Below are 16,012 nucleotides of genomic sequence, written 5' to 3' on the forward strand. Positions count from 1 at the left end.
ATGATTCCATACCTACTCATATTTGCATTAGCCATTATGGTATATCTGAGCAACCCAATGAAAAACAAAACATTGGTTTATTTCTTCTTGGTTTGCCTAATGCTAATTACAGGCTTACGAGATATGATTGGAGGGTATGATGTATACATTTATGCGGAAGTTTTTGAAGTATTAAAAGGCAAACAACTATATATTTACAACTCTTTTGAGAAAGGATTTTTAACCTATTATTACATTCTGCAACAAGTCAGCACTAAACGGGAATTCCTATTCTTTGCCTCGGCCATTATTATGTATGGCTTGCATTTTTTTGTTATTAAGAAAAATACGGAAAACATTAGCCTCTCGCTATTTATTTATTTCTGTAAATTCTTCATTTATTCATTTGTCTATCTACGGCAAGGGCTTGCAATGGGGATTATTTGGCTTTCCATCAGCTTAATTATCAATAGAAAATATTTATTTGCGCTGCTTTTCATTGGATTAGCCTTCACATTCCACAAGAGCTCTTTGATATTCTTGCCCTATATTTTAATCGCCAATAGGAAGTTTAATAATTACCAGCTACTACTTGGCGCCTTAGTCATTTTATTTTTGTCATTTACCCCTTTGGGTGATTTATTAAAAGAAAGTGTCGTAGAGGGAGTAGGAAGCAACAAAGCCTCTGAATATATGAAAGAAAATTCTAATGCCAATATATTCTATTTGATAGAAGCCTTAGCCTTATTTATTTTAGGTCTAAAATTCAGGACTAGCTTTTACCAAACACCAAAGGGAATTGCTATTTTTAACGGCTTTGCGCTTTATGTATTCTTCACCTTGGCCACCCTCACTAATGCCTCGTTTTTAAGACTAACTTGGTACTATTTTATCTTCTTAGTTTTAGCCATTCCGTATATGTATAATGCGATTAAAGATATAAAATTACGAAACTTTTTTAAACTTTGCATAGGAGTCTATTTTAGCGCAGTTTTCATTCGCCTACTCATCTTGTGGGACGGCGGAGATTTAATGCCATACAAAAGCATCTTCCAAGATTTTAACCGAAATGGTAGGTTTGAATTTATGGAATACCGACAAAATTATCCTTTTTTAAATTAATTACTTTACTATGGAAAAACCTTATATCAGCATTCTCACCCCTACCTATAACCGAGCCAATCTATTAGCTAGGGTCTTTGAATCTTTACAAAGGCAAACTGATAAGGATTTTGAATGGATTATAGTAGATGATGGCAGCACAGATAACACCGAGGAGATTATTAAAACATTTTCCCCCAGTACCTTTGATTTATATTATTTCAAAAAAGAAAATGGAGGAAAGCATACCGCTCTAAATTTTGCCGTGCAAAAAGCCAATGGGGAATTTATAATTATGCTTGACTCTGATGATGAGCTTCCCTCTGAGGCTATTTCAATCATTTTAGAAAAAGCTAGAAACCTCCCAAAGGAGCTAGGTGGTATAGTTGGCAGAAAATCACTCTCATCTGGAAAAATTGTAGGCTCAAACGATAATTTTAATCAAATCATATCAAACTCGTTAGACATTCGATATAAAGAAAATGTAAATGGTGATTTAACTGAAGTTTTTCGCACTAGCATAATGAGAGAATTTCCTTTTCCTGAATTTAAAGGAGAAAAATTCTGTCCAGAGGCATTAGTCTGGAACAGAATTGCTCAAAAATATAATTTATTGTTTTTCAACAAAAGCATCTATACAGCCGAATACCAAGAGGGAGGCTTGACCAATACCATTGTCAAAATCCGAATGAACTCACCTAAAGCTTCGATGATTCATTACAGCGAATTGGCTTCTTACAATATTCCATTGAAAGAAAAAATCAAAGCGACTATCAATTTTTGGCGTTTCAGTTTTAATGACAAAGATTGGGGCTTTAAAAATAAATTATCTCGTGTAAATTTCCTATATTCACTCGTAGGTTTCCCTTTGGGATTTGCCATGTATTTAAACGATCGTAGAAAAAACAAATAATGAAGATTTTACAAATTATAGATAGCCTAAACATGGGAGGTGCAGAAAAACTCCTACTCGACTCTATCCCGTTGTATGTGGAGCGTGGAATCAGCATGGATATTGCCCTCTTAACAGATAATGACTACCCTTTCACCAAGGCTTTGGAAGCTAAAAATTGTTCAAAAATTTTTAGATTAAGCCAAGGTTCTGTCTATAATCCTGCACTTATTTTTAAACTCCAAAAATTATTAAAAAACTACGACATAGCACATGTGCATCTATTTCCAGCACAATACTGGGCTGTTTTTGCAAATCTTCTTAATGGAAGTAAAACTAAACTAATCTTTACAGAACATAGCACCTCAAACAGAAGAATTAGAAATAAATTTTTTAAGCCTATTGAAAAATTTATTTACAATAAATATGATAAAACCGTTTGTATTACTTCAGGCGTACAAGAAATCATAGATGCGCATGCAAAAGTTAAGCGAGAAAACTTACCAATCATCGAAAACGGAGTAAATATTGAAAATGTGATCAATGCACAAGCCCTGAATAGGAATGAAATCTCCCCTGATTTAAAACCAGACGATAAAGTTATCATGCAAGTTTCCTCCATGCACGAGCCCAAAGATCAAAAAACTTTAATTAAATCTCTGCATCATTTGCCTTCTAATTTTAAAGTTGTTTTGTTAGGCGATGGTGTTTTAAGACAAGATTTGGAAGAATTTACCAAAACTGAAGAATTATCTAATCGCGTGTATTTTTTAGGCAGGAAAACAAATGTTTACGAGCATCTTAAATCCGCCGATTACATTGTTTTATCTTCAAAATACGAAGGTCTTTCGTTGTCTAGCATAGAGGGCATGGCAAGTGGCAAACCATTTATTGCCTCGGAGGTGCCAGGCTTAAAAGAAATTGTGGGAGGATATGGCGTTTTATTTCCGCAAGGAGACGCACAGACTTTAGCAAAAAAAATCTTATCTTTGGAAAACGATCCTGAGATGTATCAAAAAATTGTAGAAAAGTGCCAAACTCGCGCCAGAGAATTCGACATTCATCGCATGGTCGATAAATATATCCAATTATATGAAAAACTCTCAAATTAAGCTTTTTAGAACCGCTACCGTTCCTATTTCACTTAACATATTATTGAGAGGACAGCTTAAATTCCTCAATCAGTTTTATGAAGTGACAGCCGTGTCTGGCAAGGGCAAAAATTTGGAGGCTGTACAGCAAAGGGAAGGTGTGAAAACAATGCAAGTGGAAATGCAACGCCAAATTTCACCCTTTAAAGATTTGGTTTCATTGATTGAGATGTATCAACTCTTAAAGAAAGAAAAACCAACAATCATACACTCTATCACACCAAAGGCGGGACTTTTGAGCATGGTTGCGGGCAAAATGGCGGGAGTTCCTATTCGTATTCATACTTTTACGGGATTAATTTTCCCTTATCGCACAGGTTTTTTACAAAAAATTTTAATCTTAATGGATAAGGTTCTTTGTGCTTGTGCCACACACATTTTTCCAGAAGGCGAAGGCGTTAAACATGATTTGCAGCGTTATGGCATTACCCATAAGCCACTCGAAATCATCGCCAATGGCAATGTAAATGGCATTGATACCGATTACTTTTCAAAGGAGCAAATAAGCGAAGAAACATTAAATACACTTCGTGAGCAGTACAACATTTCACATGATGACTTTGTGTTTTGTTTTGTAGGGCGTTTGGTAAAAGATAAAGGAATCATAGAACTAATCGACGCTTTTACTGAGCTTAATAATCCAAAAACTAAATTAATTTTAGTGGGAAAAGAAGAGCCCAAATTAGATCCTCTTCCCGCTGAAACTATTCAAAAAATGAACGAAAATCCAAACATCATCCGCACAGGATTTCAATCAGATATTCGTCCATTTTTAGCATTAAGCCATGCTTTTGTATTCCCTAGTTACCGCGAAGGCTTCCCCAATGTAGTTCTCCAAGCACAATCCATGGAATTGCCTTGCATCGTAACAGACATTAGCGGTTCCAATGAGATTATCGAAAATAATATCAACGGAACCATCATTCCAAAACAAAATACAGAGGAGTTGGAGAAAGCCATGCGCAACTATCAGCATAATCATGTAGCACTTGCTGTTCTGAAAAATAACACGCGTAAAAACATCATTGCCAAGTACACCCAACAGCATGTTTGGGAATGCCTACATGAAAAGTATAATGAAATTCTCGCTGAAAAAGGTTTCCCTCAGAATTAAAATTTTAAGTATCTTCGCTAAGTAATGAAAAAATCAATCTTAATTACAGGCGGAGCGGGATTTATCGGCTCACATGTCGTTCGTTTATTTGTCACAAAATATCCAAACTACAAAATTTTTAATCTTGATGCACTCACCTATGCAGGAAATCTTGAGAACTTAAAAGATATTGAGAACCAACCGAATTATACCTTTTTAAAGGGCGATATTACCAACGAAGCTTATATTGAGGAAATCTTTAATCAATACAGATTTGATGCCGTAATTCATTTAGCAGCAGAATCTCATGTAGATCGTTCTATCAAAGATCCTTTAGCCTTTGCTCGCACCAATATTTTAGGCACTATGGCTTTGCTAAACGCTGCTAAAAATGCTTGGAATAACGATTTGGAGGGTAAAAGATTTTACCACATCAGCACCGACGAAGTTTATGGCACTTTGGGCGAGACTGGCTTATTCAAAGAAACTACGCCCTACGACCCTAATTCGCCTTATGCAGCGTCTAAGGCATCTTCGGATCATTTCGTTCGTGCTTATGGCGAGACCTTCAAACTTCCTTTTGTAATTTCAAATTGTTCTAACAACTATGGACCTAATCAATTTCCAGAAAAGCTGATTCCGCTATGTATTCACAATATTTTGAATAAAAAACCTTTACCGATTTATGGCGACGGGAAATACACCCGTGATTGGCTTTTTGTAATTGATCACGCACGTGCAATTGATACAATCTTCCACGAAGCAGAAAACAAAAAAACTTACAATATCGGAGGGTTTAACGAATGGCAAAACATAGATTTAGTCAAAGAACTTTGCAAGCAAATTGATGAAAAAATTGGAAATCCAGCAGGGACTTCAGAGCAATTAATCACCTTTGTAAAAGATAGACCTGGACATGATTTACGCTACGCTATCGATGCCACTAAACTCAAAGATGAGCTAGGCTGGCAACCGAGTGTAACTTTTGAGCAAGGCTTATCGCAAACCATTGATTGGTACTTAAACAATCAAGCATGGCTTGAGAATGTAGTGAATGGAGAGTATCAAGAGTATTACAAAAAGATGTATCAATAAAAAAACTGAAAAAAGATGACTGTAAAAGAAACTGAAATTCAGGATTGTTTTTTGATACAACCGCAAATTTTCGGAGATGAACGCGGCTACTTTTTCGAAAGCTACAACCAGGAAAAATTTAACCAAGAAACAGGGCTAAATGTTCGCTTTGTGCAAGACAATCAGTCTTTTTCCACTTACGGTGTCATCCGTGGGCTACACATTCAAATGGGCGAATTTGCACAGGCCAAACTCGTGCGTGTGGTACATGGAAAAGTGCTAGATGTAGCAGTAGATGCACGCAAGGATTCTCCTACTTTCGGGAAAATCGTTTGTGCCGAACTTTCAGCTGAAAATCAATCGCAATTATTCATTCCTAGAGGATGTTTACACGGATTTTCAATATTGTCTGAAAATGCAATTTTTCAATATAAATGCGACAATTATTATAATCAAAAATCAGAATCTGGCGTATTTTTTAACGACCCAACTTTAAACATCAATTGGCAAATTGAAAGAAATTCCGTAATTTGTTCTACTAAAGACAAATCTCTCCCACTTTGGGAAGAATTTTTAGCCAAATTATAGAATTTATAGCCTATGAAAGGAATTATTTTAGCCGGCGGAACGGGCACCAGACTTCACCCACTTACCATGGTAATTTCTAAGCAATTACTTCCCGTTTACGACAAACCGATGATTTATTATCCACTTTCGGTGTTAATGCTTTCAGGAATTCAGGAAATTTTGATTATCTCTACACCTCATGACTTGCCCAACTTTCAAAAATTATTAGGCGATGGCTCGCAAATTGGGCTTAAGATTTCTTATGCAGAGCAACCCTTGCCCGACGGCTTGGCTCAGGCATTCATCATTGGCGAAGACTTCATCGGTGACGACGATGTTTGTTTAATTTTAGGCGACAACATCTTCTATGGTGCCGGACTTTCTCAAAAGCTACAAAACGCTGTAGAATGCGTGAAAAACGAACAAAAAGCGGTAATTTTTGGATACAATGTCAAAGATCCTGAACGCTATGGTGTAGCGGAGTTTGATGAGGAGGGTAATGTTTTAAGCATTGAGGAAAAACCTACTAATCCAAAATCAAATTATGCCGTTGTGGGATTATATTACTATCCTAATTCCGTCATTGAAATTGCCAAAAACACAAAACCATCAGCACGCGGAGAGCTAGAAATCACAAGTGTAAATGCCGATTACCTCAGCCAGAAAAATTTAAAATTAGAATTACTAGGTCGTGGTTTTGCTTGGTTAGATACAGGAACGCACGAATCGCTTGTAGAGGCCACCGAATTTGTAAAAGCTGTAGAAAACCGAACAGGGCTTAAAATTGGCGCAATTGAGGAAATTGCCTATAAATTAGGATTTATCAACAAAGAACAATTGCTAGACAATGCTAAAAAATTAGAAAAAAGCACCTACGGGCAATATTTGCTAAGCCTTGTAGAAAAAAGATAATTTTTTAGTCCTATTTTTTTTAGTTAATTTGCATAGCTAAAACATAAAGATTTAGCGTATGAAAATTGTAATTGTTGGAACAGGCTATGTAGGATTGGTCACAGGGGCTTGCCTTGCAGATGTGGGTATGCAAGTTACTTGTGTAGATGTAGATAAAACCAAAATCGAAAACCTAAAAAAGGGAATTTTACCGATTTATGAACCAGGTTTAGAAGACATCGTACACCGAAATTTCGAAAGTGGGAGACTTGATTTTTCTACTTCGTTAAAGGATAGTTTGCCAGGCAGCCAAGTAGTTTTCATCGCAGTGGGTACACCTCCAGGAGAAGACGGAAGTGCCGATTTACAATATGTAAAAGCTGTAGCTACCGAAATCGGGCAACACATGAACGATTACTTGGTCGTGGTAACAAAAAGTACCGTTCCTGTGGGAACTTCGCACATCGTGAAATCTTGCGTGCAAGATGAACTAAACAAGCGAAATTTAGCCCTAGAATTTGATGTTGCTTCCAATCCAGAATTTTTAAAAGAAGGAGCCGCCATCAAAGATTTTATGAGCCCAGATCGTGTCATCATCGGGGTAGAAAATGAGCGAGCCAAAAAGATTTTAGAAAAAATCTACAAACCATTTTTGCTTAACGGGTTCCGTGTAATCTACATGAGCATCACCTCAGCAGAAATGACCAAATACGCCGCAAATGCGATGCTTGCAACACGCATCAGCTTCATGAACGATATTGCCAATCTTTGCGACAAAGTGGGTGCCAATATCAACGATATTCGAGCAGGAATCGGTGCCGATCCACGCATTGGCAAAAAATTCTTGTATGCAGGCGTGGGCTACGGCGGATCTTGCTTTCCTAAAGATGTGAAAGCTTTAGCCAAAACAGCCAAAGATTTAGGGCACTCCCTTCAAATTTTAGATGCCGTAGAAGATGTAAATAATCGCCAAAAATTGGTGTTAGCCGAGAAGATTTTAAAGCATTTCGGCAACGATTTATCGGGCAAGACGATTGCTCTCTGGGGTCTCGCCTTTAAACCAAATACCGATGATATGCGTGAGGCTCCTGCAATCTACATTGCCGAAGAATTACTAAAACACGGAGCTAAAATTAAAGCCATAGATCCTGTGGCAACACATGAGGCAAAAAAAGTGCTTGGCGACCGCATTTCTTACCACAAAAATGTGTACGAAACCACCGAAGGAGCAGATGCCATTGCACTAGTAACCGAGTGGAACGAATTCCGCTTCCCTGATTGGGACAAAATCTTGACTCAATTAAAAAATCCTGTGATTTTTGACGGAAGAAATATCTACGAAAGGGATTTTATGGAAGACAAAGGATTCATTTATTACGGAATTGGTGTTTAATGTGTTAAATATACATACTCAGCATTTTACCTCTCAAACCCGCTATTTATGCGGGTTTTTCTTTTTATAAAAAAATAGCTTACAAATTAGTTGTGTGATATCATTAAATCTTTTACTTTTGTTTTATCTTTATTAACACTTATAGAATCGTAAAATAATGGAAGACAGAACTTTTAATCAGGTTGATGAACAAGAAGAGATTTTTTCTAAAGCGTTAAGAGCAGGAAGAAGAACCTACTTCTTTGATGTAAGAGAGACAAAAGCCGGCGATTATTATTTAACTATTACTGAAAGTAAAAAAAGTATAAACCCAGATGGCTCTTACTACTTTAAAAAACATAAAATTTACTTATATAAAGAAGATTTTGAGAGCTTTCAGGAAAATCTAAAAGAGTGTTCTAATTTCATCATCGAAAATAAGGGAGAAGAAGTTATCTCAGAAAGACATCAAAGCTCTTACGATGACAATTCAAACAAAGAAAGCGTAAGCACTGATAACGAAGACTTGGACAAGTTTACCGATATTAAATTCGAAGATATCTAAATCTCAATTTTTAGCCTATCATAGGCTAAATGCATGTGCTGAGGGAGGCTTTTTTCCACCTCTTCATAAAAGCCCATTTCATGACCAATATGGGTGAAGTATGTCGTTTTAGCTCCTATCTCTTGGGCTAGCTTTATCGCTTGTGGCAATAGTAGGTGAGAGTGATGTGGTTTGTTTTGTCTTAAAGCTCCTATCACTATTACCGACAGGTCTTTTAATTGCTCTTTTGTTAGTTCTGGTACTTTGTACACATCTGTCAAATAAGCAAAATCCCCTATTCTATAGCCCAAAATAGGCAATTCGCCATGCAATATGGGCAAAAGCTGAATCTCAACACCTTGAATTTGTATTTTCTCCGTCGAATATTCAATTTCTTTTAAATCAAATTTAGGCAAGCCTGGATACTCATGCGGAATAAAGGCATATGGGAATCGCTCCTTTACCGAATTGATTACACGAGGCAAACCATAAATCGGCATGTCTTTGTTGTGTAAATAATTGATCGGTCTCACATCGTCTAAACCAATAATATGATCGTTGTGCTCATGCGTGAGCAGAATAAAATCTATATCGTCTAGATTCTCGCGCAACATTTGCATCCTAAAATCGGGACCGCAATCAATTAAAATCTTTTTTCCTTGATATTCTATAAATACCGACGAGCGAAATCTTTTATCTTTGGGATTAGTCGATAAACTCACAGGATCTTTAGCCCCGATGATAGGCACGCCTTGAGAAGTTCCCGTGCCTAAAAATATTACTGTATGGTTGTTTTCCTTCATAATATTCAGTAAATTTACCTCAAATAAATTTTAGTACAAAAAATTATGCCTACAAATTCACGCCCTTTAACCCCGAACCAAAAAGCATTAGAAATCAATCTCAATCGTGGCATTTATGGCTCCTTTGCCGAAATTGGTGCAGGACAAGAAACCGTTCGCTTTTTTTACCGTGCAGGCGGTGCTTCTGGAACACTTGCCAAAGCCATGTCTGCTTATGATAAAAACTTTAGCGATGCCATTTATGGACGCGAAGATGATGGGCGTTATGTAACCCAAAAGCGACTGCGCAAAATGCTGAATCACGAAATCCAATTGCTTGAACAGCGTTTGGAGAGCGACCAGCATGAGGAGCAATGTTACTTTAGCTACGCCAATACCGTAACCACCATCGATTATGCCAAGAAATACAAAGGTCACGGCTGGGTGGGGCTTAAATTTCAAGTGGAGCCCGACGGCGAGTACAACGAAATTATTTTGCATGTGCGTTTTAAGGAAAATTCGGCACATTTGCAGCAAGAGACTTTGGGCGTTTTGGGCGTAAATTTAATTTATGGAGCCTTCCATTTGTATCAAAATCCGCGAAAATTACTAGAATCTCTCTATGATTCGCTAGACAAAGACCAGTTGGAAATCGATATGATTAATTTCTCTGGCAAGACATTTAGATATGTAGACAATCGCCTGATGAGTCTTCAATTGATTAAAAAAGGCATGACCGAGGCAGTGATGTTCGGCCCAGATGGCATGAATATTCTTCCTGCCGATGTTTTGTATAAAAAGAATATTTACGCCTTGCGTGGTAGCTTCCGCCCTGTGACCAATGTGCACATTGATATGCTCACGAAAGGGATTGAAATGTTTAAAGAAGAGCACCCCGACATTCATGAAGATAATTTAGAAGTTTTATTTGAAATCACGCTTGCCAACCTCACCCAAGAGGGAGAACTCGATGAGCGAGATTTCCTTTACAGAGCTGATATCCTTTGCCAACTGGGGTATAATGTACTAATTTCTAATTTCCAAGAATACTACAAACTCGTAAATTACTTTACCGAATACACCCGCAACCGTACCCAAATCGGAATTTCTATGGGTGTAAACAACTTGCTTTCTGTGTTCGATGAGCGATACTATAACAACTTGAGCGGGGGCATTTTGGAATCATTTGGGCGTCTATTCAAGCGTTGCGTAAATATTTACCTCTATCCTTACCTCAACCGAGAAACTGGCGAGCTGATGACTTCGGAAAACATTCGTGTGGCAGATCACCTAAAAGAGCTTTACAAATACTTTAAACAAAACGAAAGAATTAAAGACATTAAAGGCTTTAACCGAGAATATTTGAGCATTTATTCCAAAGAGATTTTACAGCAAATCGTGAGTTGCCAAACGGGCTGGGAGGAACATCTCCCAGGCGAAGTGGCAGAACTCATTAAGCGTGATTGTCTTTTCGGGTATGACAAAGACAAATGTAGCTTTTTATACGAAGGCTAAAGGCTTGAAAAAATAACTAAAAATCGGTTTTTTAATATTTTTTAAAACCGATTATTTTTAAACCTGAATTACTCCTAGATTAAATCGCTCAGTAATTGGAGCGTGATTCGCCGCTTCAATCCCCATGCTGATCCATTTTCGGGTATCGGTAGGCGAAATGATTTCATCTACCCACAAACGAGCTGCTGCATATTCAGGCTGTGTTTGCTTATCATATTTTTGCGTGATTTCTTGCAACAATTCATTTTTTTGCTCGTCGCTCAATGGCTCTTTGCTTTGCGATGCTTGAATTTGCAAAAGCACTTTTGCCGCTTGGGCACCACCCATCACCGCCATTTTTGCACTGTGCCAAGCGAATATCAATCGCGGATCGTAGGCTTTGCCACACATAGCATAATTTCCTGCACCATAGGAATTTCCCACAATCACAGAGAATTTTGGCACCACCGAATTGGCTACCGCATTCACCATTTTAGCCCCATCTTTTATAATCCCGCCATGCTCCGATTTAGAGCCAACCATAAAGCCCGTAACATCGGTTAAGAAAACAAGTGGAATTTTCTTTTGGTTGCAATTTGCCATAAAACGCGTTGCCTTGTCTGCCGAATCGGAATAAATCACGCCCCCAAACTGCATTTCGCCTTGCTTGGATTTTACAATTTTTCGTTGATTGGCGACAATTCCTACCGCCCAGCCTTCGATTCGGGCATAGCCACAAATAATGCTTTGCCCATAGCCCGCTTTGTATTCATCAAAAGAATCGGCATCAATCACTCGGTCGATGATTTCGTACATATCATATTGTTCGGCACGGGAGCTCGGCAAAATGCCCATAATTTCTTCAGGATTTTTGGCAGGTGCTTTGGCTTTAACTCTATTAAATCCAGCTTTAGGCTCCTCGCCTATTTTTCCCATGATGGATTTAATTCGGTCGAGAGCCTCTTTGTCATCTTTAGCCTTAAAATCAGTTACTCCACTGATTTCGCATTGTGTAGTCGCTCCGCCCAAAGTTTCAATGTCTACTTCTTCGCCAATGGCTGCTTTTACCAAGTAAGGTCCTGCCAAGAAAATACTTCCTGTTTTGTCCACAATCATGGCTTCGTCGCTCATAATCGGCAAATAGGCACCCCCCGCCACACAACTGCCCATAATGGCGGCAATTTGTGTAATGCCCATGGCACTCATTTTGGCGTTATTTCTAAAAATTCGCCCGAAATGCTCTTTATCAGGGAATATTTCATCTTGCATGGGTAGATAGACACCTGCACTGTCTACCAAATAGATAATCGGCAATCGGTTTTCCATCGCAATTTCTTGCGCACGCAAATTCTTCTTGCCCGTAATCGGGAACCACGCACCCGCTTTCACGGTGGCATCGTTGGCTACTACCACACATTGCTTGCCCGAAACATAGCCTATCTTTACCACCACGCCCCCTGCAGGACAACCGCCATGCTCAGGATACATTTCATAGCCTGCAAAAGTGCCGATTTCTATACTTTCGGCATCGTCATCGAGCAAGTAATCAATGCGTTCGCGTGCGGTGAGTTTTCCTTTGGCGTGTAGTTTTTCAATCTTCTTTTCGCCACCGCCTTGGTGAATTTTAGCTATTTTTCTTCTTAAATCGCTTAGGGCTAATTTATTTTCGTCTTCTCTTTTATTGAAGTTTAAATCCATGATGTGTGGTTATAAAACTTTACAAAATTAAGTTTCTTATTTTAGAATTTAAAATTTAATCCATAGGAACAAAAATTTGATTTTTGATACATTTTTATTCTTTTCTCAACTATGATTTATTCCACAAAAAAATCCGATACTCAAAAACTAAGTATCGGATTATTGTTTTCAATCTGCTTTTTTCATTCACAAACCTGTCTATAAATCCCAAAGCATTGAGGTGCTTTCATCATCCTTAGTAAGGCTCTGCGCATATTGCTATTAGAAAACTGTTTATCCGTTGCATGTTTCCCGCCCTCTATCGCATAAAAATATATCGGACTTTGGCTATCATGGTATTCTGCATAGTAAAAATCTTTGTCCGATGAGGGTGAACTACCCTTTAAGTATTTTATCTCTATCGGTGGTTGTTTTAAACCATCATGCAATGACCATTTCTTTACCGTTTCCTTTATACTCTCAAAATTAGGACTTATAACTCCATACTTTCCTTTTCCTCCTTGGTATGGCACCGTTTCATCGGCTATGCCATGCACAAATATCATCGGTACTTTTGAGGCGCCTTGCGGAATCACATGCCACTTGGTAAAACTCATAGAGCGAATAATAGCTCCTCTAAATAAATTTGTCTCCTCGAGCATCTTCATTGCCATGGCTCCTCCATTGCTAAAACCATACACATAAACCTTCTCTGAATCAAAACTATTGCCTAGTTTCTTTTTTACCTCATCATAAACCCTTTGGATATATGATACATCATCTGCTCCACCAAGTGAGGTTTCTTTCCATGTATTCCATACATTGCCTACAAAAGGCTTTTTCTCTCCCTCGGGGCGTACAGAAATGTACTGCAATTCGTCTATTAGCTTTTGGTTATACATCTGGGTCTTGTCTTTCCCAAAAGAGTGCAACTCAAATACAATGGGATAGCTTTGGCTTGCCTTGTAATTGCTCGGGGTGCTCACTTGGTAAGCCCTGCCCGATACCTCTAAGTCTTGATTGCCTGGCTTGAGCTGCGCCCAAAGGCTGAACGGGACTAGAAGTAGTATACTTATTATTTGCCTCATTCTATCTTGCTTTTTTTAAAACCTAAGTTTGCTACCAAAGAGCAAACTTAGGCTTTTTATTCTTATTCATTATTTAGACAATAATGCCTCTAATTTTGCTAAACGAGCCTCTAACTCTTGGATTTTGGCATCTTTAGCTTTTAGAGCTTTGTCTTGCTCTATGCTGTGCAAGTATAGCTCCTCGATTTTCTCTACGTTGGTAAGCTGTGTTGCCATTAAATCTACATAGCCTTGTTTTTGGATTTGCTTAGCTGAGGCATAGCCTGGCAAGTGACCATTTTGTTTTACATAGTCTTCTACTTGGCTTAGGCTTTTAAATTTATAATCTGCCTTGATGCTTGAATTTCCTTGGTAATAGTCCTCAAATACATAATCTGGGAAAATCCCTGCACCATTGGCTCCTAAGAAAGACTCTGCTTTTACATTGCCCGCTACTTCTAATTTTTCTTCTGGAACGTCTACGCCAATACCTACACTATCCCCAAAACGGATTTTACCACTGTCTGTATAGATAGCATAGTTCCTTTCTGATCCTCTGTTAATATCAGTAATTTTAACACCATAATGTTGCTTAACTGAGCCCTTAGGAATATCAAAGTAATATGTAGCCCCAGCTAATAATTCTATACTTCCTGTAAAATTAGTTCCTCCTGTTACTTGGGATTTATTAGCCACGAGTGCAGCTATTTTATTTGCAGAACCGCTTAAACTCACTAAATTGAGTGTTGCGGAAGCCTGATTGATAGTCCCAGTCCCTCTCGGTGTCAAATAACTACGAGTTCCCTCCATGTATGGGAGGTGCTTAGTTGCATAAGAAGAAGCTTGATTATAGGAACCTATTAGGTTAGCTGCCTCTCCTTTATTTCGCAAAAATACTCCATTGAATGCCCCCAGCATATAATCTACCTTTCCTGCGCCAAAATGCTCTACTCTATTTACTCCAGCATATAATCCTTGATAGTTTTTAGTAGATTTTTCATTAACATTTAAAAGATTATAAACATTATTAAAACTATTATAATGAGGATCTTGTTCATTCTCGTCTACCAACAAAATATTAGTATTAAAGTTTTTCTCTTTAATTTTAGGATCTTTGAAAACTGTTGGTACCTTATCAGCATAACCCAAATTAAAAACAGAAGTATTTGAATAGTTTGATTGAGATAAATCCAATGGAATAGTACTTATACCATTATTAGGAGCTATCATAGTTATCTCTCTATCTTTCAATGCAGGCACACTATTATACGCTCCTTTAGCTGTATAAAGTACATTTCTTAACTTTTTAAATTCTGGAGCAACCAATTTCACATCTCCATTTGGTTGCTTTTGCCAGATATCATCATTCGCACCGCCGCCTTTGCCTACACTCTTTACCCATTCGGTCCCATCAAAGTAGTAGTAGCCTTTGGCGTCTATTTTGGCTACTTTAGGGTCTGACCCTGAATATGATGCTATCAATCCTCCTTTATTAGCATCATCTACCACATACACCAAGGTACCCTCTACGGGTGCCGTAATCTTCGCTACTCTTGATTTGCTCAGCTGTGGTGCCATAATCCCCTCGTTGGTCGTTGCATCTTTATTATCCTCAGACATTTGGACATCTAAAGTTGCCTTTGGCTCTGGGGCATTAATCCCTACCCTTCCTGTTGGCTTCTTCTGTGCTGTTACACTTACACTCATTGCTAATAGCATTAAAGCTCCTAATTTGTACATTTTCTTTTTCATCATTCTCTTGTTTTAAAAATGAAACTTTGTTTTTTGTTTTAATATTTATATTTTTTTTACTTCTTGCTGCTGTGCAGGGATGTTGTCATGCTGAATTTAGTTCAGCTTCTCTAAAAAATTTCCTAGCGTGGAATTTTTATTTTCCTAGCGTGAAAATTTATTTTTCCACGCTAGGGAATTTTATTCGCCTGCCTTTACTTTTTCATAGCTTAGATTATTCAGCATTTTCTTTAAATCTGTACCAGGGGTAAAGATTACTTTGGCTCCTCGTATGGCGTGTTGCGTTACTTCTTCTTCCTTGCCTTTCCCCTCGCTACTGATATTTACTCGCATACTCCCTAATTCACCCAAACGCACAATTTGACCCTCTGACAAGGAGGACTGCATCACATCTACCAACGCATACACTACTGCCTTGATGTCGGCTCCGCTTACGGTGCTGATTTTCTCGATGTCTTTGATTAAGCCTGCTAGGCTTTTCTCTTTTCCATACACTGGAGAGGCGTAATACTTCTTCGCACCTCCGCCCTTTACACCAGGCTGTCCTTTTTGAATAACTTTAAATTCTATTGGCAT

General features: G+C 38.1%; 15 protein-coding genes. 10 read left to right on the forward strand and 5 right to left on the reverse strand.

From position 1 onward, the window contains the following. The 9 genes from ORNRH_RS04255 (at window position 1) to ORNRH_RS04295 (ending at window position 8,685) form a co-directional block, all read left to right on the forward strand. Window positions 1-1,101, forward strand: coding sequence for an EpsG family protein (locus tag ORNRH_RS04255; protein ID WP_014790675.1), 1,101 nt, complete (start codon window positions 1-3; stop codon window positions 1,099-1,101). Between the two features lie 10 nt (window positions 1,102-1,111). Further along, window positions 1,112-1,993 carry a glycosyltransferase family 2 protein gene (locus ORNRH_RS04260; protein WP_014790676.1) on the forward strand — a complete coding sequence of 294 codons (882 nt, stop codon included), beginning with the start codon at window positions 1,112-1,114 and terminating at the stop codon, window positions 1,991-1,993. Then, window positions 1,993-3,084: a glycosyltransferase gene (locus ORNRH_RS04265; protein WP_014790677.1), complete on the forward strand. Its 1,092-nt coding sequence runs from the start codon at window positions 1,993-1,995 to the stop codon at window positions 3,082-3,084. The genes ORNRH_RS04260 and ORNRH_RS04265 overlap by 1 nt, the downstream gene beginning before the upstream one ends. Then, window positions 3,065-4,237 carry a glycosyltransferase family 4 protein gene (locus tag ORNRH_RS04270; protein ID WP_014790678.1) on the forward strand — a complete coding sequence of 391 codons (1,173 nt, stop codon included), beginning with the start codon at window positions 3,065-3,067 and terminating at the stop codon, window positions 4,235-4,237. Before ORNRH_RS04265 ends, ORNRH_RS04270 begins: the two co-directional genes overlap by 20 nt. A 24-nt stretch (window positions 4,238-4,261) precedes the next feature. Further along, window positions 4,262-5,311 carry a dTDP-glucose 4,6-dehydratase gene (gene rfbB, locus ORNRH_RS04275; RefSeq protein WP_014790679.1) on the forward strand — a complete coding sequence of 350 codons (1,050 nt, stop codon included), beginning with the start codon at window positions 4,262-4,264 and terminating at the stop codon, window positions 5,309-5,311. Between the two features lie 15 nt (window positions 5,312-5,326). Then, window positions 5,327-5,878, forward strand: coding sequence for a dTDP-4-dehydrorhamnose 3,5-epimerase (gene rfbC / locus ORNRH_RS04280; RefSeq protein WP_014790680.1), 552 nt, complete (start codon window positions 5,327-5,329; stop codon window positions 5,876-5,878). 12 nt (window positions 5,879-5,890) lie between these two features. Continuing rightward, a complete protein-coding gene (gene rfbA, locus ORNRH_RS04285) occupies window positions 5,891-6,769 on the forward strand; it encodes a glucose-1-phosphate thymidylyltransferase RfbA (RefSeq protein ID WP_014790681.1) in 879 nt (292 codons plus the stop codon). Window positions 6,770-6,827: 58 nt separating this feature from the next. Then, window positions 6,828-8,141, forward strand: coding sequence for a UDP-glucose dehydrogenase family protein (locus ORNRH_RS04290; protein WP_014790682.1), 1,314 nt, complete (start codon window positions 6,828-6,830; stop codon window positions 8,139-8,141). Window positions 8,142-8,298: 157 nt separating this feature from the next. Then, window positions 8,299-8,685, forward strand: a complete 387-nt coding sequence (locus ORNRH_RS04295) for a PUR family DNA/RNA-binding protein (RefSeq protein WP_014790683.1) — start codon at window positions 8,299-8,301, stop codon at window positions 8,683-8,685. Here the strand turns inward: ORNRH_RS04295 and ORNRH_RS04300 are convergent. Further along, a complete protein-coding gene (locus ORNRH_RS04300; RefSeq protein WP_014790684.1) occupies window positions 8,682-9,467 on the reverse strand; it encodes an MBL fold metallo-hydrolase in 786 nt (261 codons plus the stop codon). The genes ORNRH_RS04295 and ORNRH_RS04300 overlap by 4 nt on opposite strands. Before the next feature lie 45 nt (window positions 9,468-9,512). Here ORNRH_RS04300 and ORNRH_RS04305 point away from each other — a divergent pair, with 45 nt between their 5' ends. Next, window positions 9,513-10,961 carry a hypothetical protein gene (locus ORNRH_RS04305; protein WP_014790685.1) on the forward strand — a complete coding sequence of 483 codons (1,449 nt, stop codon included), beginning with the start codon at window positions 9,513-9,515 and terminating at the stop codon, window positions 10,959-10,961. A 57-nt stretch (window positions 10,962-11,018) separates the two neighbouring features. On the opposite strand, the gene ORNRH_RS04310 is transcribed toward ORNRH_RS04305, so the two are convergent. The 4 genes from ORNRH_RS04310 to ORNRH_RS04325 all read right to left on the reverse strand — a co-directional run bounded on the left by ORNRH_RS04310 (window position 11,019) and on the right by ORNRH_RS04325 (window position 16,012). After that, complete coding sequence (locus ORNRH_RS04310; RefSeq protein WP_014790686.1) at window positions 11,019-12,638, reverse strand: acyl-CoA carboxylase subunit beta; 1,620 nt, start codon at window positions 12,636-12,638, stop codon at window positions 11,019-11,021. 182 nt (window positions 12,639-12,820) lie between these two features. Further along, entirely contained in the window at window positions 12,821-13,705 is an 885-nt protein-coding gene (locus ORNRH_RS04315) for a CE1 family esterase (protein WP_014790687.1), read from the reverse strand. Window positions 13,706-13,774: 69 nt separating this feature from the next. Continuing rightward, complete coding sequence (locus ORNRH_RS11550) at window positions 13,775-15,439, reverse strand: hypothetical protein (protein WP_155814496.1); 1,665 nt, start codon at window positions 15,437-15,439, stop codon at window positions 13,775-13,777. 177 nt (window positions 15,440-15,616) lie between these two features. After that, window positions 15,617-16,012: an HU family DNA-binding protein gene (locus ORNRH_RS04325; RefSeq protein ID WP_014790689.1), complete on the reverse strand. Its 396-nt coding sequence runs from the start codon at window positions 16,010-16,012 to the stop codon at window positions 15,617-15,619.

This window comes from Ornithobacterium rhinotracheale DSM 15997 (assembly GCF_000265465.1).
In the GTDB taxonomy this organism is placed as follows: domain Bacteria; phylum Bacteroidota; class Bacteroidia; order Flavobacteriales; family Weeksellaceae; genus Ornithobacterium; species Ornithobacterium rhinotracheale.